The sequence below is a fragment of the Bradyrhizobium sp. TM239 genome (assembly GCF_036247985.1).
In the GTDB taxonomy this organism is placed as follows: Bacteria; Pseudomonadota; Alphaproteobacteria; order Rhizobiales; family Xanthobacteraceae; genus Bradyrhizobium; species Bradyrhizobium ottawaense.
Genome location: NZ_BTIR01000001.1, coordinates 416,670 through 434,096 on the forward strand (window position 1 = coordinate 416,670; position 17,427 = coordinate 434,096).

Consider the following 17,427-nt stretch of genomic DNA (forward strand, 5'->3'; position numbering starts at 1 on the left):
CTCAGACATATACAATGATGCAAAATACATCAATCTGAGCCAAATGCAAGAGGTTGCCGAGCGGTCTCCTCCGGCATTGCAATGACGAGTGGCGAGGGCTCGGCCAAATGGAACGCCGCACTCATGGAGACAGCCCCCACCCCACCCTCTCCCCGTCAAGAACGGGGAGAGTGAGCCAGTGGAGCACTCCTTACGGCGCGAGGCGGATCACGCCGCGTGTTGATGCGCGGCGATGATCTGGTCGGCGGCGCGGCCTGTGACTTCGGCCATGTGGTCGAACTGGCGGGTGAAGCTGCCGGCGCCGGCAGTGGCCGAGCGCAGCTCCACGATCAGTTCGCCGATCTCGGCTTCCGGCATCATGGCGCGGACGCAGTCCCAGCCGCCCCAGCCGTCACGCGTGTCGAAGCCGAGGATCTGGCCGCGCCGCGCCGACAGGATCGCGTTGATCTTGGCGGTGGCGTCGGTCGGACAGACGATCTCGACCACGTGGATCGGCTCCAGCAGCACTGACTGACAATGCGGCAGGCCTTCGTTGAGTCCGATCCGCGCCGCGGTGCGGAAGGCGAGATCGGAAGAGTCAACGCTGTGATAGGAGCCGTCGGTCAGCGTCACCTGCAAATCGGTGACAGGGAAACCGAGCGGACCGCGCGTCAATCCGTCGACGACGCCTTCTTCCACCGCGCCGATGTAGTTACGCGGCACGGCGCCACCAACGACCTTCTCGGCGAACTTGAAGCCCTCGCCGCGCGGCAACGGCCTGATGTCGAGCACGACGTCGCCGAACTGGCCGTGGCCGCCGGACTGCTTCTTGTGGCGGCCGCGCTGGACGATCGGCTTGCGGATGGTCTCCTGATAGCCGATGGCGGGTGGATGCGAGGTGATCTTGACGCCGAAGCGGTCGCGCAGCCGCTCGCCGGCGACGCGCAAGTGCATCTCGCCCTGTCCCCACAGCACGGTGTCGTGGGTCTGGGCGTTCATCACGATGACGAGCGAGGGATCCTCCTCGTGCAGCCGCGTCAGCGCCTGGCCGAGCTTGACGTCGTCCTTGCGATCGGTGGCCGCAACCGAGATCGCAAGCACAGGCGGCGTCGGCTCCGCGACCGCGAGCGCTGCAGGCGGGGTCTTGCCGCTCGAAACCGTGTCGCCGGTCTTGACCGGATCGAGCTTGGCGAGCGCCACCGTGTCGCCGGCTTCGGCCGCGGCACGCTTGGTGTCGTAGGCGCCGTTGACGGCGAGGATGCCGGAGATGCGGCCCGCTCCCCCGGAAGCGGATTGCAGCGTGGCGCCGTCGTCGAGATGGCCGGCGAGCAGCCGCGTCAACGACAGTTTGCCGCCATGCTGCGAATGCAGCGTCTTGAACACGAATCCGAGCGCGTCCCTGGTCTCGGGTACGCCGAGACGTTTTGCGGTCTCCGCTATTCCCGGCGCCTCGTGGCGCAGCGCCTTCATCAGGCGCAGCACACCGTTCTCGCGCGCGGCTGCCCCTAACAGCACAGGGCAGATCACCCCTTCGCGCAATTCGCGGGCGAGATCGTCGAACACGGCATCACGCGGCGGCTGAATGTCTTCGAGCAGTTGCTCCATCAGCGCGTCGTCGTGGTCGGCGAGCTTCTCCAGCATCGAGAAGCGGGCTTCCTTCTCGCGATCGAGATTGCCGCCTTCGAGCGCGACCACCTCGGAGGCCTTGTGCTCGCGATAGATGAAGGCGCGCTCCAGCGCGAGATCGACGAAGCCTTCGATCAGCTCGTCCTTCCAGATCGGAATCTGGCGCAGCACCAGCGGCACGCGGGAGGCGGGCTGCAGCATTGCGAGCGACTCGCGGATGCGCTGGCTCGCACGGTCGATCTTGTTGAGGAACAGGAAACGCGGGATCTTCAGCTCCTCCAGCTCGCGCAGGATGATCTGAAGCTGCGGCAGCTTCTTCTCGTCGGCCTCGCAGACCACGATCGCGGCATCGACCGCGGGCAGCGCGGCGCGCATGTCGTGGGCAAACTCGACGGAACCGGGACAATCGAGGAAGGTGTAGCTGTCGCCCATGAAACTCGTGGTGGCGGCAGTGAGCCCGACGGTCATCTTGTGATGACGGGCCTCTGGGGCGGCGTCGCCGACGGAGGTTCCGGCGTCGACGCTGCCGGCGCGGGGGATTGCGCCCGTTCGCGCCAAGATAGCTTCGAGAAGTGTGGTTTTACCGCTTTGGAAAGGGCCCACCAGCGCGATGCACCGTGGACCTCGGGGACTTCTGACGTCTTGTCCCATTCGCCGCCTCCTTGGTGTGGAGCTCGGCCCATGATTGGGTCGGCAAACGCAGATGCTCTGCCGGTCCCCGAGATTTGGCAAGCATCAAACGTCGCTGCGGTGCGTCGTCCGTGTTCCACCTCGCCCGAAGGGAGAGGTGGAAGAGGAGCTCTGCATGATCGTCAACGGCCCGGACGAAGTTCCAGGCTTTCGAGGCCGGCGGCGACGTTGAGGCCAACTTGGCCCTGCACGCTGAGCGGCTGGAGCGCGATCGAATTGTTGGAGCCGCCGACCAGCACGTTGCCGCCCAAGCCGACACCGATCGAGGCGCTGCCCTGCGCGCCGGCATAATTGCCGGAGAGGTCGCCGGGGCCGAGCCGGTCGACCGGCGCAAACACGCCCCACGCCAAAGCCGTCTCCTGGGTGATGCCGATGTCGAGCCCCACCTTGCGGATCGTCGCGACATAGCGATCGTCGGGCAGACCGTCGGCGCGCAGCACGCAGCCGAGATGGGTCACCGATCCCACGATGAAGCCGACGCTGGCGCCGCCGCGGCATTCGAGCACGCCGACCCGCGCCATCCGCTGCTGCGCACTGCCGCCCACGCTGGAGGCGACGAGGCTGGCGGCGGCGAGCCCGGCGAAGACGAACGAACGGCGCATGAAATATCTCCGGCGATGAATGGAATGCGAGCAGAGAGGGTGCCCCACCCGTGTTGCGCGTCTATGCCACAAGAGCCGTGGTCGTGCCAGATCATACGCGCTTGGAATCGAACCTGCGGAGAGAGCCCCCACCCTCTCAAGGCGAGCTCTGCTCGTCCCGCCCCCGTAAGAACGGGGCGAGGGAGCGAGAGAGCGGCGCGCGTCCCTCACGATGCCGCCTCGTTGAAGCACAAACAAAAAGGCCCGCACGAAGCGGGCCTTTCCAATTTGTACTGTCGCAACGCGATCAGCGCAGGTTACCGCAGAAGCGCTGGATGCGCTTGCAGGCGTCTTCGAGATCCGAGGTCTTGGTCGCATAGGAGATGCGGAACGCAGGGCCGAGGCCGAACGCCGACCCCTGCACCACCGCGACGCCTTCGGTTTCCAGCAGCTCGGTGACGAAGGTCTCGTCATTGTCGATCACCTTGCCGGACGGCGCGGTCTTGCCGATCGTGCCGGCGCAGGACGGATAGACGTAGAACGCACCCTCGGGGCGCGGGCATTCGATCCCCTTGGCCTGGTTGAGCATGGAGACGACGAGGTCGCGCCGCTCCTTGAACACCTTGTTGTTGGCGGGGATGAAGTCCTGCGGACCGTTCAGCGCTTCCACCGCGGCCCATTGCGCAATCGAGGACGGGTTCGAGGTCGACTGCGACTGGATGGTCGACATCGCCTTGATCAGCTGCGCGGGGCCACCGGCATAGCCGATGCGCCAGCCGGTCATGCAATAGGCCTTCGACACACCGTTCACGGTGAGCGTGCGGTCGTAGAGTTTCGGCTCGACCTGCGCGACCGTGGTGAACTGGAAGTCGTCATAGACGAGATGCTCGTACATGTCGTCGGTCATCACCCACACATGGGGATGCTTCACCAGCACGTCCGTGAGCGCCTTCAGTTCCGAACGCGTATAGGCGGCTCCCGTCGGATTCGACGGCGAGCACAGGATCACCCATTTGGTTTTCGGCGTGATCGCACGCTCGAGCGCCTCGGCCTGGAGCTTGAAGCCGGTCGCGGCGGTGCAGACCACCGGCACCGGCTCACCGCCGGCGAGCGCCACCATCTCAGGGTAGCTGACCCAGTACGGCGCGGGAATGATCACCTCGTCGCCCGGATTGATGGTCGCCATCAGCGCGTTGTACAGCACCTGCTTGCCGCCGGTGCCGACGATGATCTGGTTCGGCTTGTAGGTGACGCCGTTCTCGCGCTGAAACTTCGCGATGATCGCGTCCTTCAGCTCGGGGATGCCGTCGACCGCGGTGTACTTGGTCTTGCCGGCCTCGATGGCGCGGATCGCCGCCAGCTTGATGTTGGCGGGCGTGTCGAAGTCGGGCTCGCCGGCACCGAGGCCGATGACGTTGCGGCCCGCCGCTTTCAGCGCGCGTGCTTTATCCGTGACCGCGATGGTCGCGGACGGCTTCACACGGTCGAGCGCAGCGGCAAGGAAGGACATCGTCATCTCCTGACAAGCGTCGAAAAGCCCTGGGCCTCACGACTGTGATTGTGGGAATGAGATACCCTAAAACGTGTGCCGCTGCGCCGCAAGAAACTTCGGCCCGATCTCGGAAAAACTTACGGATTTGGAGCGGTTCAAGCAGCGATTTCCAGCAATTTTCCGCAACTTTACCGCGCGAATCGCTCATATCCCGGAAGGCTTGTCCTCGGAGCAATTTTTGCGCGTTGAGCGTCGCCGGGAAACCACTCTTCGTCATGCCCGGGCTCGTCCCGCCTGCGCGGCCGAAGCCGCTTCGGCGAGGCGAAGGCCCGGGCATCGACGTTCTTTGTGCGGCAAGTCAGACGTGGATGGTCGGGACGAGCCCGGCCATGACGATGCGGAAGCATTGGCGCCCTAATCCCGATCGTCCATGCGATGGCCGACGTGCTTCACGGCCTCGTAGAGCGTTGCGTCCGCAGATTGACGAACACGTGATCCGATTTGCATCGTCGCGCGGAAATGATCTTCCGCAGCGCTGCAGTGCGGTAGGGTTTTCGAGTTTTTCTATCGGCCGGGCCTTGCGGCGGATTCGCATCGGCATCATTGTTTAGCCGCGTCGCGGAACAACAAGCGCCGCGCCTCCCCGTCTTCCGGAATCATTCTCAGAATGTACAAGCTCTATTCGATGCAACGCTCGGGCAACAGCTACAAGGTCCGCCTTGCGCTGGCGCTGCTCAACGTGCCTTACGAAGCGATCGAGGTGGACATTCTGCGCGGCGAGAGCCGCACGCCGGACTTTCTGACCAAGAACCCGTCGGGACAGGTGCCGCTGCTCGAGGTCGGCGACGACCGCTTTCTCGCCGAGTCCAACGCCATCCTCTGGTACGTCGCCGTCGGCACGCCGCTCGCACCGGAGAACCGCATCGACCGCGCCGAGGCGCTGCAATGGATGTTCTTCGAGCAGCACGCGCTGGAGCCGAACATCGGCGCCGCCTATTTCTGGCTGTCATTGGTCAAGGGCGGGCGCGACCTCCAGACCCATTCGCTGGAGGATTGGATGGAGCGCGGCTATGGCGCGCTCCAGGTGATGGAGAACCACCTCAAGACCAACGCCTATTTCGCCGCGCGCCAGCTCACGGTCGCCGACATCGCACTGTACGGCTACACCCACCTCGCCGACCGCTGCGACTTCGACCTCCAGGCCTTCCCGGCGATCCGCGACTGGCTGAAGCGGGTGGAAGCTGCGCCGGGCTTCGTATCGATGGACTGGCGGCCGGCCGACGTCGACGCCCCCGCCAGCATTGCCGCCGGGGCCTGAGCGCGCCCTGCGCTCTGGCGAATAGCGGGCACAAAGGTAACATTCGCCGCAATCCCGCCATTTTCGGCGCGCTTGCCGCCGCAATATTGCCGGTTGAAACTGGGAAATTGTGGAAAGTCGCGGGTGATTCGCTCGCGTGTTGAGGGATTTAGACCATGATACGGGCGTCCGGCACGGCAGGCTTTCAGGGCCATCCCGCTACCGTCGCGTCTTCCCGGCTGACCAACGCGGTCGTGGCCTCGCTCGCCGTCGCCGCGCTCTCGCTGTGCCTGATCGTCACCCTGACGGTGCTGTCGACCAAGGCGACCATGGCGATGGGCCTGCCGGTCTGATTCCCGTTTCATCCTGGTCCAGCCTTCAAGGCGCCGCGTGGCCCGTGCCGACCGGCATCGCGACAGGACGTCGATGAAGTCACCCGTGGTAGTCGTTGCAATCGCACTCACTGCGGCCATCCTGGTCGCGGCGTCGCTGTTGATCGTCGTCGGCACCCGCAAGGGCCCGGGGACGTCCACGCTGAATGCGCCCGCCCTGCGAGAGCCCCTCAAGCACGCGCATCTGGTCTAAAATCGTCCGAAAACCTTACGCTTGTGCGCAAGCGCGCCTTAAGCACATCGCAGGAAAGCGCATCGCAGCGGCGCAACGATCAGCCAGTGTTGCGGCCTTAGCTCGTTCGGGAAGGAGCGAGACTGGCCCATGCGGTTCGGATGGCGTGCGATCTCCGGTCCGGTGCTGACGGCAGCGACCCTGCTGCTGGCGATGCTTTTCGATCGCTTTACCCCTGCTCTCTCACCCGCCCCGCTGCTCGTCGGCATCGTGGCGCTCGCCGGCGCACTATCGGGCCTCGCCTCCGCCGCCACCAGCGCGGCCGTCGCGGTGATCGGTGCGGCGCTGCTCCTGCTCAGCCGCCAAGGCGTTTCCGGCCCTGCCACCACCGATCTGGTCCAGCTCGGCCTGCTGGCGATCACGACTGCCGCCACCGCCGCTATCACCGGCCTGATGCGCGAGCGGCTGCTCGGCACGTTCGCGGCCGAGCGCCGCAACCATGCCACGGCGGCACGGCTGTCGGCCGCGCTCGACCAGGTCGATATCGGCATCGTGCTGCTCGATGCCGAGACGCGCGCCGAGTTCATCAACCGCGCGTTCCGCGATTATTTCGCGGTGCCGGACGAGATCGCCGACGGCAAGCCGCCCTTCATCGCCCTGATGTATCACGGCCGCGACATCGGCGCGTTCGAGCTGCCCGAAGACGAGCTCGGCACCTTCATCGCGCAGCGCATGGAGATGGTGCGCATCGGCGATGCCACGCCGATCAACATCGCCTTGCGCAGCGGCGAGGTGCTGCGCTTCGTCTGCGCCGCGCTGCCCGACGGCGGACGCATGCTCAGCTACACGCCGGTGACCGACCTCGTGCGCCACACCGACGCGCCCTCCCGCGCCGACTACTACCGGTCGCTGCGCGATCCTGCGGACCGCAGGCTGATCCGGCATCTGCGCGTCGCGGAGTGATGCGACTGGCGATTGATCGGCACGCCCATCATCACGTATGAAGGACGTTCCATTGATCGCAGGAAATCCACATGTCCCTCACCATTCGCGCCGTCACCAGGCAGGACTACGATCAATGGCTGCCGCTGTGGGACGGCTACAACGCTTTCTACGGCCGCTCCGGCCCGACCGCGCTGGCGGGCGAGATCACTGCGATGACGTGGCAGCGTTTTTTCGATGCCTATGAGCCGGTGCACGGGTTGGTCGCCGAGAGCGACGGCAAGCTGCTCGGCATGACGAACTACCTGTTTCATCGCAGCACGACCGCGATCGAGCCGTCCTGCTATTTGCAGGACCTGTTCACGCTGGAAGCCGCGCGCGGCAAGGGCGTCGCCTCGGCGCTGATCCACGGCGTGTATGAGCGGGCGAAACTGGCGGGATCGCCGCGCGTCTATTGGCAGACGCACGAGACCAATCTCACGGCCCAGCGCCTCTACGACAAGGTCGCGGAGCGGTCCGGCTTCATCGTCTATCGCAAGCTGTTCTGATCCCCGCCCGCACCCTGTGGATAACTCCGCCTGTCACCTGCGCGTAACATGGCGAGGCTACGCTGCACCTGCGTCTGATCAGGCCCCCCGTCACCGATCAAGCGCCCCAAGCGGTCCCCGTCAGTCGCCGCGTCTGACAGGGGCCGCATTTTTTTGTCCGCTCTGTCGGCATGGCAGCAGCGCGGCGCGCGCCTTGCTGCTGCGGCGCACGATGGTCACAATGAGTGGCTGCTCTCTCTGACAGGACTCCCATGGAAATTCGCAATCTCGGCGCCTCCGGCCTTCGCGTGTCCGCGGTCGGGCTCGGCTGCAACAATTTCGGCCAGCGCACGGATCTGGAGACCTCGCGCAAGGTGATCCATCGCGCGCTCGACCTCGGCATCACGCTGTTCGACACCGCCGACATCTATTCGAACATGGGCGGCTCGGAAAACGTGCTCGGCGCCGTGCTGGGCGATCGCCGCAAGGACATCGTGCTGGCCACGAAGTATTCCAAGCCGATGGCGGAGGACGGAACCAAGCAGGGCGCCTCGCGCCGCTACATCATGGACGCCGTCGAAGCGAGCCTGAAGCGGCTGAAGACCGATTACATCGATCTCTACCAGCAGCACGACTACGACCCGCTGACGCCGATCGAGGAGAGCCTGCGCGCGCTCGACGATCTCGTCCGCCAGGGCAAGGTTCGCTACATCGGCAATTCGAACTTTCCGGCCTGGCGCGTCGCTGAAGCCGAGTACGTCGCGCGCGCGATGAATGTCAGCCGCTTCGTCTCGTGCCAGGACGAATACTCGCTCGTCGTGCGCGACATCGAAAAGGACCTGCTGCCGGCGGCGCAGGAATACAAGCTCGGCCTGTTGCCGTTCTTCCCGCTCGCGAGCGGGCTTCTGACCGGCAAGTACCGGAAGGGCGAGGCCGCGCCCGGCGACACCCGCTTCGGCAAGGTGGAGCGGCTGCGCGACCGCTATGTCACGCCGCGCAACGAGGACATCGTCGAGAAGCTCCAGGCCTTCGCCAAGGCCCGTGGCCACAGCATGCTCGAGCTCGCTTTCTCCTGGCTCGCCGCCCGCCCGCAGGTGTCCAGCGTGATCGCAGGCGCCACCCGCGTCGAGCAGATCGAGCAGAACGTCAAGGCGATCGCCTGGAAGCTCAGCGCGGATGAGATGGCCGAGATCGACAAGATCACGCTGGGCTGACGTTCGAGGCGCGGCGCTACTTCGCCACGGTCTGAATCACCTCAAAGCCTTCGAACTGGGGATGGCCGAGATATGTCGGCTTGGTGTCGCCGGCCCGCGCATGCGCCGCGCGAAACGCTTCCGACTTGGTCCAGGCCTCGAACGCGGCATGGTTCGTCCAGATCGTGTGCGAGGCATAGAGCGTGTGGTCCTCGAGCTCGGGGCCGCGCAGCAGATGGAATTCGACGAAGCCCGGCACCTTGTCCAGATGCGTGTCGCGGCCGAGCCAGACCTGCTCGAAGGCAGCCTCGGAGCCCTTGGCGACACGGAAGCGGTTCATGGCGATGTACATGAGTGGTCTCTCCTGATGCTCGGCTCATCATGTCGTCATTCCCTGCCGCACCGCAAGCCGCAGGCCGGAATGACGGCTTAAGCCACCAAGCCCTTCATCGGTCGCGCCGCAGCACTATCCGGAAACACCGTCTCGGCCAGCACGCGATCGGACAGGCCGAACTGGCCCTGCAGCACGCCCTTGATCACGGAGCGAAGATCGGTGGTCGGCTTGAGATCGCGAGCTTCATACAAGTTCGCGAGCTTGAGGCCGGGCCAGTCGGAGATGACGCGGCCGCCTTTCACGGCGCCGCCGGCGAGCAGCGCGATCGTGCCGGTGCCGTGATCGGTACCGTCGGTGCCGTTGATGCGCGCCGTGCGGCCAAACTCGGTGGCGACGACGACGACGGTGTCGCGCCAGCGCTCCCCCAAACCGCTTTGGAATTCGGCGAGTGCGCCGTCGAGCCCGCCGAGCAGGAAGGCGAGACGACCGACCGGGCCGCCTTCATTGGCATGGGTGTCCCAGCCGTCGAAGGCGAGCGCGGCGATGCGCGGGCCGTCGTCGGCCGCCATTAGCTTGGCCGCGCCGCGCGCGACCTGGCGCATCTGCGCCACCGCATTGCCGGGCTTTGGCTTCATGTCGTCACCGCTCGCGGCCTTGTCGAGCTGAAGGCCTTGCGACAAGGCCATCGCCAGCGCGGGATCGCGATGACGGTAGAGATCGACGAGGCGCATCGCGGTGTCGTCATCGGCCTGCGGCAGCGCCACCGGCGCCCAGCCGACGGTCGGCGCGCTTCCGCGCAGCACCAGCGGCGTGGTGGGCCCGACCGCAAGAGCGCTCGATACGCGCTCGCCGCGCGGCAGCGCTTCCAGCGCGCGATTGAGCCAACCGGACTGCACGCGGCCAGGCCCGGCATAACCGCTCTCCAGCACGTCCTGGCCGTCGAAATGCGAGCGGTCGCGATAGGGCGTCGCCACCGCATGGATCACCGCGGCGTGCTTGTCGCGATACATCCGCGCGAATTCCGGCATCGCCGGATGCAGCGCGAAGAAGGAATCGAGCATGATCGCAGGATGCGCGCCGTCCGCGGCGAGCGCGATCGAGCCGTGCAGGCCGGCATAGTCAGGATCGCCGATCGGGGCGACGGTCGAGAGGCCGTCGAGCGCGCCGCGCAGGATCACGACGACCAGCCGCGGATCGCGCCCATCGGCCGCGCGTGCGAATTTCGGCAGGTAAGCCCAGGCCGCGAACGAGGCGCCGCCGAGCAGAAGGCCGCGGCGCGAGGTGAGGAGCCGGTTCTCGACGCAGTCGACCATCATCATCTCCTCTGCATTTCCGGCGACATCAAGAGCAGCGCCAGCGCCTGCTGGCGCGACTCCGCGCGCTCGATGGTTCGCCGCGTTTCGATGGAGGCCGCATCCGCCGCTGCGAATTCCAGCAGGTCAAGCGGATCGACGTTGGGCCCGAGCCGCGCGCCCATTTGCGCCGCGATATCGAGCCTGAGCTTCATGCCCTCGGGCGCAGCCCAGGCGGCGCTGGTATCGGGGAAACCATTGGGGCCGGCCGGCGACCACAGCGGCTGTCCCAGCAGATTGAGATTGTTCAGATAGGCGCCGGGATCCTCCGGCACGCGCGCGAGCAGCCGGCCGCTCGCGACGAGGAAGTCGTAAGGGCTGCGCATCTTGGTCAGCGGCGCCTTCCACGCCTCGTCGGAATCGACCAGCGCCGCGGCAAGCGCCTTGAGGTCGCCGTCGGTCTTGACGAAGAGTTCGCGCAGCCGCGCCACCAATCCCGGCGGCGGATCGTCGGCAACGAAGTGGCGAACGAACTTGGTCGCGATGAAGTTCGCGGTCGACGGATGGCGCGCGATGTCGGCGAGTGCGGCTTCGCCTTGCGCGAGACCCGTCGCCTCGTAGCTCTTGCCGAGCAGCATATGCGGCCCAGGCTGGTGCGCATTGGTGTTGAACACGAAGGAGCCGGGCGTCCCCAGCTGCCCCTGCCGTCCGGCAAAGGTCCAGCCGGTGATGATGCGCGCGAGTGAGGTGACGTCCTCCTGCGTATAACCGCCGCCGACGCCGAGCGTATGCAACTCCATGATCTCGCGCGCCAGATTCTCATTGAGCCCGCGCTTGCGATTCTGGCCTGCGCGCGAATCCGGCCCGAGCGATTGCTGATTGTCGAGGAAGAACAGCATCGCCGGATGCTGCTCGACCGCCTTCAGCATGTCGGCGAAGCGCCCGAGCACGTGCGGCCTGATCGCCTCGCGCTCGAACGCGCCGGCCCATATCCGCGCCAGTTCGCCCTTGGTCGCGGAAACGCAGAAATGGTTGGACCAGAACGCGACGAGACGCTCGGTGAAGCCGCAGGTGGCCAGCGTCGCGCGCTGCAGGCGCGCCAGCGCTTCGGTGCGGAAGGTCTTTTGAATCACGTTGAGCGGCTGCGGGGCCGGCTTCGCCGCCGGCGGTGCGGCCGCATTGGGCTGCATCGCGTCCGGCTTTGCCGCATTGTCCGCCGGCTTGGCCTCCGTCATCTGGCCGGCGACCTCCGTTGCTGCCGCATTCAGCGAGAGATTGCGGCGGAGCCCGGGTTTCTGTTCGGTCGGCGCAGGCGACGGAGTCTCGGCGGGCGCGGCGGCCTTCGCCGCTTCGCGCGCCTGCCTGACCTGATCCTGATAGGCGAAGACGGCCTGCCCGAGTTGCTGCGTCGATTGCAGACCGGGCGCCTCCAGCAGCACCCCGCTCGCACGGACGAGCTCAGCCTTCACGAAACCGCGCGGATCGGAGGCTGCGTTGATGAGATCTCCGGACGCGCCGCCGCGGGCGCCGAAGCCAAAACGGTTGAGCGCGACGAGCGCGGCTTGCGAATCGCGGGCCATCGATTTGTCCTTCGCGTGCCGGGAGCCGCTTTCGGAGTCCGCGCGCGACGCCTAATATACCGCAATGACCGATGAACCCGACATGAAAATCACGGCGAAGCTTCGACGCAAATCATGACAAATCCGAAAGAATCCTCGCCGCCGGAACCGCGCCGCCTCGCCTGCGCGCGCTGCGGCACCGAATTCGGCTGCGACCTCTCGGGCACCTGCTGGTGCGCGGAGGAGGTCGCGAAGCTGCCGATGCCGGTCGAAGGCGAAGACTGCCTGTGCCGGGAGTGCTTGCGCAAGGCGGCGGAGGCGGCTCGTTAGTGTATCGTAGGGTGGGCAAAGCGCAGCGTGCCCACGCATTTTTGGTGATCGAGAGAGATGGTGGGCACGGCGCTATGCGCCTTTGCCCACCCTACAAGATTTGCCCTACGAAGCTTACACCTCGTGTCCCGGCGATGTCCGCGCCATGCCGTCGAACGCATCGAGCAGTGTCTCGCGCCAAGCATACACCGGATCGTCCGCCTCGAGCAGCTTGAACGGGCTCACCACGCGCGCCCACTGGAAACCGCCGAACACGATGTAATCGGCGTAGTTCGGCGCGGCGCCGCCGAGATAGGGCTGCTTCTTCAACGTCTGCCGCATCACTTCCAGCGACTTGCGGAAGGCGACCACGCCGGTGTCGCGGCTCGCCATGACCTCTTCCAGGCTCTTGCCGCCGAAGCGCGCCTCGCGCGACTTTCGGAAATAGGCAGCGTCGACCCCGGCGAGATTCTTCGGGATGTCGGCAACGATCAGCGGAAAGATGCCGCCGACGACGGCGATGTCGCCGAAGGCGTTGATCATGCGCGCCATGGCGCGGCCGCCCTCGCCGCCGAACAGCGACGGACGGTCCGGGAAATTGTCCTCGAGATAGTTCGCGATCGTCCAGGAGTCGACGACCGGTCTGTCCTCGTGCAGCAGCACCGGAACCTTCTCCGAGCCATGCGGCGCAAGCGCGCTCTTCTCGGTGAAGCGCCAGGGCAGCGATTCCGCCGCGAGGCCCTTATGCGCCAGCGCCATCCGCGTGCGCCAACAATACGGGCTGAAGGGGCGCGAGGCGTCGGTGCCGACGAGTTCGAAGAGTCTGAGTGACATGGCTGATCCAGCTGCTGTGATTGGCGATCAGAGTAGCCGTCATACCGACGAGCGCAAGCAAGCCGTCTTGCCGCCGGTGTCGGGGTGTGACCGGCGACCGGCTGCCTCGCCCGTGCCGGATTTGGCCGCGGCTTGTTGAGCCGGCCCCGGATTGGACCTAAGCTTGGGCATTTCCAAGATCCGATACAGGAGGCGTTGCAATGACCAGGACCATTCAACGGCGCGATTTTCTTCTGGGTTCGGCGGCACTGGCCGGAGCTGCGGCCGCCAATGCTTTCACCTGCGTCGAGATCGCGAGCGCTGCCCCGATTGCCGTTCCAACCGTCGACAAGCTTTCGATCCGCGTGCTGGTGGATTCGAGTTTCGACCTGTTCTTCCGTCCCAAGCAGATCAACGGGGTCTCCATCACTCCGGCTGCACGCGGCGGTGATTTCCGCAAATCGCTGCACAATGAATGGGGCCTGTCGCTTTGGCTGGAATCCGAGGGCGGCGGCAATCAGCGCACGCTGATGCTCGACTACGGCTACACGCCCGACGTGCTGCTCAACAACATGGCGTTGATCGGCGTCGATCCGGCCAAGCTCAACGCGCTGATCGTGAGCCACGGCCACTACGATCATTTCGGCGGCTTGAACGGCTTCCTCGACAAGTTCCGCGACAGGCTGCCCGCCGACCTCAAGCTCTATGCGGGCGGCGAGGACAATTTCTGCCATCGCGTCACCCCGACGCCGACGCAGGGGCAATTCGCCGATTTCGGCACCCTCGACCGCCGGCAGCTTGCGGCGCAGAAAGTCACGACCGTGCTGTGCGAAACGCCGACCGTGATTGCGGATCATGCCTTCACCACCGGCAAGATCACCCGGCGCAGCGGCGAACGCGTACTGCCGAACACGCTCGTCGAGTTCGGCATCAAGGACGGGCTGGGCTGCAATGTCGGCCACTATTTGCCCGCGGAAATGGAGGGCAAGATCGTGCCGGACGAGCACATTCACGAGCACGCCACCTGCTTCAACGTGCGGGATCTCGGTCTCGTCGTGATCTCGTCCTGCGGCCATGTCGGCATTGTCAATTCGGTGAAGCAGGCGCAGGAGGTGTCGGACGTCCAGAAGGTGCACGCCGTCGTCGGTGGCTTCCATCTCGGCCCGGCGCCCAAGGACTACCTCACGCAGGTCGTGAGCGAGATCAAGGCGCTCAATCCCGACGTCGTGGTGCCCATGCATTGCAGCGGGCTCAACTTCGCACAGGAAGCCAATGCCCAGATGGAGGGCAAGGTGGTGGTGACGACGACAGGCAGCCGTCTCACCTTCGGGCTGTGATGCGGCTCGCCAGCGCCTGGCTGTACGTGATGCTGGCGCTCGCCTGCGCGGGAGCGGCGCAGGCGCGCTCGGCCGCCGAGACGATGGACATCCTGATGTGGAATCGGGAGCCGGTCGGCGGACCGTTCCAGTTGATCGACCAGACCGGCAAGCCGCGCAGCGAGGGCGACTTCCGCGGGCGGCTGATGCTGGTCTATTTCGGCTTCACCTATTGCCCCGACGTCTGTCCGACCGACCTGATGGCGATCGGACAGGCGCTCGAGCAACTCGGACCGGACGCAGAGGCCGTGCAGCCCGTCTTCATCACGCTCGACCCCGAACGCGACACGGCCGAGCATCTTGCCGAATATGTGCCGCTGTTTCATCCGCGGCTGCTCGGGCTCACCGGCAGCCCCGAAGCGATCGGAGCAGCGGCAGAGGCCTACAAGGTCTATTTTGCCAGGATTCCGATCGGCAAGGGGGCCAACGACTACACGGTCGACCACACGTCCTTCATCTATCTCATGGACCGCGACGGAAAATATCTCGGCTTCTTTCCCCCGGGCACCTCGGCCGAGCGCATGGTCGAGATCATCCGGCCACGGCTTGCGGTGCCTTCGCGATAGCACTCCGGCGAGAGCCGTCGAAAGCGACGCGCTCACCGCCCGTTGGTGCGCAAGAACCTTTCGCCACCTTCCGTCACCGCGATGACGAGGCCAAGGCCTGCAATGGTCTGGCGCGCGACGTAGCCGCGATCGGCGGCGTCTTCCCAGATGGTGAGGCGCGGGCACGAGGTTTTCCAGGTCGCGATCACCTCGGCATAGGCGCGCGGCTCGCGCGCGACCCATTCGACGAAGTCCAGCACCAGCGGATCGGCGTTACTGCTCATTGCAAACCTCCCTTGTCGAAGGCGGCCAGTACTGGCGTGCGCACCATGAGCCAGCCGCCATAGGCGATGTAGTAGCAGGCGATGGTGGTGATCAGCTTGTTCGACCACGTCACGAATTGCTGGTCGGTCATGGCTTCGAGGATGCGCCGCGCCAGCGTGGTGCCGAGCATCGAGGCAAGGATGGCGACGCCGGCGAGCACGGGATCGAGGCTCGCGGCCTGGTCGATGATGCCGCCGAAATAGATCAGCTTGGTGAAATGGCTGACGAGCTGGCACATCGCCTTGGTCGCGACCTTCTCGCGCCGACCGAAATCGCCGCCGAGGAAGAAGGTGTCGAGCAGCGGGCCGGACACACCTGTCATCAGCATCAAGCCCATGCAGATCGTGCCATAGACGGTGCCCTGCCAAAGACGGTCGGGGTCCGGCTTGATGGTCGACGGCAACAGCCGCGCCATGAACGGGGTGATGCCGAGCAGCAGCAGGGCCATCGGCTTGTCCGGCACGTAGCGCGTGATCGACCAGGCCGAGAGCGCGACGGCAGCGCCGACCATATAGTTCGCGACCGGCCGCCAGCGGATATGCGCGCGCCATAGAAACGCGCGCCAGCCGTTCGAGGCCATCTGCGTGATCGCATGCAGCACCATCGCGGTCGGCAGCGGCATCAGTGCCAAGAGCACGCCGATCAGGATCAGCCCGCCCGCCATGCCGAACAGTCCCGACAGGAACGCGGTGGCGACCATCAGCAATCCGAGGGCAGCGATCATGATGGGCGTCACGAAGGGAAACTCCTGCTGGCGAGTGAGGGACGCAACCTGTTTCACTCCCTCGCCCCGCTTGCGGGGAGAGGGTGGGGTGAGGGGGAGTCCCCGCGGGGACGGCGAAAGTGAGACTCGTGGAGAGTCCCCCTCACCCGGAATTTGCTATCGCAAATTCCGGCCTCTCCCCGCAGGCGGGGAGAGGCGAAGGCACCGGCGCCTCCCGGCAAATCAACCTGGAATTACTCTCATTCTTGTGCCTCGCTTGCCCTGTCTTCGCAAACTGAGTTATCTTGGCCTGGCCTCAGCTTTCCTGAGGGTATTGCATAAGGGTCTTGCATTTGCGGCGTCTGCTGTTTCTCAACGGCATCAAGGCATTCGAGGCGGCGGCGCGGACGGGCAGCTTTGCCGCGGCCGGGCTCGAGCTGAGCGTATCGGCGGCCGCCGTCAGCCGTATGGTGCATCTGCTGGAAGAGCGGCTCGGCGTTGCCCTGTTCGAGCGCAAGGCCAATCGCCTGGTGCTGACGCAGGCCGGCCGCGCCTATCAGAGCGGGCTGACGCCGATCTTCGATGCGCTGGCCAGCCTCACCGCGCAGGTGACGGCGCCTGCAAGCGTGCGCGTGCTCACCATCGGGGTCGGGCACACCTTTGCGATGCGCTGGCTGATTCCACGCCTGTCGGAATTTCGCAGCGAAGAGCCAGACATCGAGGTGCGCTTCACCACCGGCGGCGCGTCGGTGCCGTTCGGAGAGGACTGGAGCTGCGGCATCAAGCTCGGCACCGGCGACTGGCCCGGGCTGGTCGCCGAGCCCCTGTTCGCCGGCGATCTCACGCCGGTCTGCGTGCCCCGCCTTGCGAGCGGCCTGAAGCGCCCGGCCGACCTGAAGGGACCGAGCCTGATCCGCGTCGAGCATTCGCCGGAGGACTGGCCGATCTGGCTGAAGGCCGCGAACCTCACCCGCATCAATCCGCGCGGGCCCGAGTTCCAGTTCTACGGCCAGGCGCTGCAGGCCGCTGCCGACGGGCTCGGCATCGCCATGGGCATCCGCCCCTATATCGACGACGACCTCGCCGCCGGCCGGCTGGTCGCCCCGTTCGACCTCTCGGTGCCCAAGGGCATGCGCTGGTACCTGCTCTATCGCAGCTTCCAGACCGAGCAGCGCGATTTTGCCGCGTTCCGCCGCTGGATCATGCGCGCGGCCTCGGAACCCGCCGCCCGCCCCGTCAAGCGGACGGGCCGCGTCGTCGCCCGGAACTGACGCCGAGAGA

At 65.9% G+C, this 17,427-nt stretch carries 19 protein-coding genes; 10 read left to right on the forward strand and 9 right to left on the reverse strand.

What is annotated here, in order from left to right:
* Window positions 1–207: 207 nt before the first annotated feature.
* The 3 genes from AABA84_RS02015 to AABA84_RS02025 form a co-directional block, all read right to left on the reverse strand.
* Window positions 208–2,256 carry an elongation factor G gene (locus AABA84_RS02015; protein ID WP_212248366.1) on the reverse strand — a complete coding sequence of 683 codons (2,049 nt, stop codon included), beginning with the start codon at window positions 2,254–2,256 and terminating at the stop codon, window positions 208–210.
* A 161-nt stretch (window positions 2,257–2,417) separates the two neighbouring features.
* Window positions 2,418–2,897 carry a DUF992 domain-containing protein gene (locus tag AABA84_RS02020; protein ID WP_338311190.1) on the reverse strand — a complete coding sequence of 160 codons (480 nt, stop codon included), beginning with the start codon at window positions 2,895–2,897 and terminating at the stop codon, window positions 2,418–2,420.
* A 286-nt stretch (window positions 2,898–3,183) separates the two neighbouring features.
* Entirely contained in the window at window positions 3,184–4,386 is a 1,203-nt protein-coding gene (locus AABA84_RS02025) for a pyridoxal phosphate-dependent aminotransferase (protein ID WP_212248368.1), read from the reverse strand.
* Window positions 4,387–5,035: 649 nt separating this feature from the next.
* Between AABA84_RS02025 and AABA84_RS02030 the strand changes: the two genes are divergently transcribed.
* The 6 genes from AABA84_RS02030 to AABA84_RS02055 all read left to right on the forward strand — a co-directional run bounded on the left by AABA84_RS02030 (window position 5,036) and on the right by AABA84_RS02055 (window position 8,912).
* Window positions 5,036–5,686 carry a glutathione S-transferase family protein gene (locus tag AABA84_RS02030; RefSeq protein WP_212248369.1) on the forward strand — a complete coding sequence of 217 codons (651 nt, stop codon included), beginning with the start codon at window positions 5,036–5,038 and terminating at the stop codon, window positions 5,684–5,686.
* Window positions 5,687–5,841: 155 nt separating this feature from the next.
* Entirely contained in the window at window positions 5,842–6,018 is a 177-nt protein-coding gene (locus AABA84_RS02035; protein ID WP_212248370.1) for a hypothetical protein, read from the forward strand.
* Window positions 6,019–6,103: 85 nt separating this feature from the next.
* Window positions 6,104–6,250: a hypothetical protein gene (locus AABA84_RS02040; protein WP_212248461.1), complete on the forward strand. Its 147-nt coding sequence runs from the start codon at window positions 6,104–6,106 to the stop codon at window positions 6,248–6,250.
* 129 nt (window positions 6,251–6,379) lie between these two features.
* A complete protein-coding gene (locus tag AABA84_RS02045) occupies window positions 6,380–7,192 on the forward strand; it encodes a PAS-domain containing protein (RefSeq protein WP_338311192.1) in 813 nt (270 codons plus the stop codon).
* Window positions 7,193–7,263: 71 nt separating this feature from the next.
* Window positions 7,264–7,719, forward strand: a complete 456-nt coding sequence (locus tag AABA84_RS02050) for a GNAT family N-acetyltransferase (RefSeq protein WP_028140530.1) — start codon at window positions 7,264–7,266, stop codon at window positions 7,717–7,719.
* A gap of 251 nt (window positions 7,720–7,970) precedes the next feature.
* The gene (locus AABA84_RS02055; RefSeq protein ID WP_338309406.1) at window positions 7,971–8,912 is read left to right on the forward strand and encodes an aldo/keto reductase; all 942 of its coding nucleotides are present in this window, start codon (window positions 7,971–7,973) and stop codon (window positions 8,910–8,912) included.
* A gap of 16 nt (window positions 8,913–8,928) precedes the next feature.
* On the opposite strand, the gene AABA84_RS02060 is transcribed toward AABA84_RS02055, so the two are convergent.
* The 3 genes from AABA84_RS02060 to AABA84_RS02070 all read right to left on the reverse strand — a co-directional run bounded on the left by AABA84_RS02060 (window position 8,929) and on the right by AABA84_RS02070 (window position 12,097).
* Window positions 8,929–9,243, reverse strand: a complete 315-nt coding sequence (locus AABA84_RS02060) for an antibiotic biosynthesis monooxygenase family protein (RefSeq protein WP_338311193.1) — start codon at window positions 9,241–9,243, stop codon at window positions 8,929–8,931.
* Window positions 9,244–9,320: 77 nt separating this feature from the next.
* Window positions 9,321–10,538 carry a DUF1501 domain-containing protein gene (locus tag AABA84_RS02065; protein ID WP_338309405.1) on the reverse strand — a complete coding sequence of 406 codons (1,218 nt, stop codon included), beginning with the start codon at window positions 10,536–10,538 and terminating at the stop codon, window positions 9,321–9,323.
* Window positions 10,539–10,540: 2 nt separating this feature from the next.
* Window positions 10,541–12,097 (reverse strand): DUF1800 domain-containing protein, encoded by a 1,557-nt coding sequence (locus AABA84_RS02070; RefSeq protein ID WP_338311194.1) that lies wholly within the window; start codon window positions 12,095–12,097, stop codon window positions 10,541–10,543.
* Window positions 12,098–12,211: 114 nt separating this feature from the next.
* Here AABA84_RS02070 and AABA84_RS02075 point away from each other — a divergent pair, with 114 nt between their 5' ends.
* Window positions 12,212–12,406 (forward strand): cysteine-rich CWC family protein, encoded by a 195-nt coding sequence (locus tag AABA84_RS02075; RefSeq protein WP_338309403.1) that lies wholly within the window; start codon window positions 12,212–12,214, stop codon window positions 12,404–12,406.
* A gap of 114 nt (window positions 12,407–12,520) precedes the next feature.
* Here AABA84_RS02075 and AABA84_RS02080 read toward each other — a convergent pair whose 3' ends face one another.
* Complete coding sequence (locus tag AABA84_RS02080; RefSeq protein ID WP_338311195.1) at window positions 12,521–13,219, reverse strand: glutathione S-transferase family protein; 699 nt, start codon at window positions 13,217–13,219, stop codon at window positions 12,521–12,523.
* 200 nt (window positions 13,220–13,419) lie between these two features.
* Between AABA84_RS02080 and AABA84_RS02085 the strand changes: the two genes are divergently transcribed.
* Together AABA84_RS02085 and AABA84_RS02090 are read left to right on the forward strand one after the other, a co-directional pair.
* Complete coding sequence (locus AABA84_RS02085) at window positions 13,420–14,535, forward strand: MBL fold metallo-hydrolase (protein WP_338311196.1); 1,116 nt, start codon at window positions 13,420–13,422, stop codon at window positions 14,533–14,535.
* On the forward strand, window positions 14,535–15,140 hold the full coding sequence (locus AABA84_RS02090) for an SCO family protein (RefSeq protein WP_212248379.1): 606 nt from the start codon (window positions 14,535–14,537) through the stop codon (window positions 15,138–15,140). The genes AABA84_RS02085 and AABA84_RS02090 overlap by 1 nt, the downstream gene beginning before the upstream one ends.
* A gap of 32 nt (window positions 15,141–15,172) precedes the next feature.
* On the opposite strand, the gene AABA84_RS02095 is transcribed toward AABA84_RS02090, so the two are convergent.
* Complete coding sequence (locus tag AABA84_RS02095; protein ID WP_212248380.1) at window positions 15,173–15,403, reverse strand: hypothetical protein; 231 nt, start codon at window positions 15,401–15,403, stop codon at window positions 15,173–15,175.
* Window positions 15,400–16,179, reverse strand: coding sequence for a sulfite exporter TauE/SafE family protein (locus AABA84_RS02100; RefSeq protein ID WP_338311197.1), 780 nt, complete (start codon window positions 16,177–16,179; stop codon window positions 15,400–15,402). The genes AABA84_RS02095 and AABA84_RS02100 overlap by 4 nt, the downstream gene beginning before the upstream one ends.
* 320 nt (window positions 16,180–16,499) lie before the next feature.
* Here AABA84_RS02100 and AABA84_RS02105 point away from each other — a divergent pair, with 320 nt between their 5' ends.
* Window positions 16,500–17,417 carry a LysR substrate-binding domain-containing protein gene (locus AABA84_RS02105; protein ID WP_212248456.1) on the forward strand — a complete coding sequence of 306 codons (918 nt, stop codon included), beginning with the start codon at window positions 16,500–16,502 and terminating at the stop codon, window positions 17,415–17,417.
* Window positions 17,418–17,427 lie beyond the last annotated feature (10 nt).

What these genes read in the sequence shown, in the direction of transcription:
- AABA84_RS02015 (WP_212248366.1), bottom strand. Translation starts at nt 2,256, where the DNA reads ATGGGACAAGACGTCAGAAGTCCCCGAGGTCCACGGTGCATCGCGCTG.
- AABA84_RS02020 (WP_338311190.1), bottom strand. Translation starts at nt 2,897, where the DNA reads ATGCGCCGTTCGTTCGTCTTCGCCGGGCTCGCCGCCGCCAGCCTCGTC.
- AABA84_RS02025 (WP_212248368.1), bottom strand. Translation starts at nt 4,386, where the DNA reads ATGTCCTTCCTTGCCGCTGCGCTCGACCGTGTGAAGCCGTCCGCGACC.
- AABA84_RS02030 (WP_212248369.1), top strand. Translation starts at nt 5,036, where the DNA reads ATGTACAAGCTCTATTCGATGCAACGCTCGGGCAACAGCTACAAGGTC.
- AABA84_RS02035 (WP_212248370.1), top strand. Translation starts at nt 5,842, where the DNA reads ATGATACGGGCGTCCGGCACGGCAGGCTTTCAGGGCCATCCCGCTACC.
- AABA84_RS02045 (WP_338311192.1), top strand. Translation starts at nt 6,380, where the DNA reads ATGCGGTTCGGATGGCGTGCGATCTCCGGTCCGGTGCTGACGGCAGCG.
- AABA84_RS02050 (WP_028140530.1), top strand. Translation starts at nt 7,264, where the DNA reads ATGTCCCTCACCATTCGCGCCGTCACCAGGCAGGACTACGATCAATGG.
- AABA84_RS02055 (WP_338309406.1), top strand. Translation starts at nt 7,971, where the DNA reads ATGGAAATTCGCAATCTCGGCGCCTCCGGCCTTCGCGTGTCCGCGGTC.
- AABA84_RS02060 (WP_338311193.1), bottom strand. Translation starts at nt 9,243, where the DNA reads ATGTACATCGCCATGAACCGCTTCCGTGTCGCCAAGGGCTCCGAGGCT.
- AABA84_RS02065 (WP_338309405.1), bottom strand. Translation starts at nt 10,538, where the DNA reads ATGGTCGACTGCGTCGAGAACCGGCTCCTCACCTCGCGCCGCGGCCTT.
- AABA84_RS02070 (WP_338311194.1), bottom strand. Translation starts at nt 12,097, where the DNA reads ATGGCCCGCGATTCGCAAGCCGCGCTCGTCGCGCTCAACCGTTTTGGC.
- AABA84_RS02075 (WP_338309403.1), top strand. Translation starts at nt 12,212, where the DNA reads ATGACAAATCCGAAAGAATCCTCGCCGCCGGAACCGCGCCGCCTCGCC.
- AABA84_RS02080 (WP_338311195.1), bottom strand. Translation starts at nt 13,219, where the DNA reads ATGTCACTCAGACTCTTCGAACTCGTCGGCACCGACGCCTCGCGCCCC.
- AABA84_RS02085 (WP_338311196.1), top strand. Translation starts at nt 13,420, where the DNA reads ATGACCAGGACCATTCAACGGCGCGATTTTCTTCTGGGTTCGGCGGCA.
- AABA84_RS02090 (WP_212248379.1), top strand. Translation starts at nt 14,535, where the DNA reads ATGCGGCTCGCCAGCGCCTGGCTGTACGTGATGCTGGCGCTCGCCTGC.
- AABA84_RS02095 (WP_212248380.1), bottom strand. Translation starts at nt 15,403, where the DNA reads ATGAGCAGTAACGCCGATCCGCTGGTGCTGGACTTCGTCGAATGGGTC.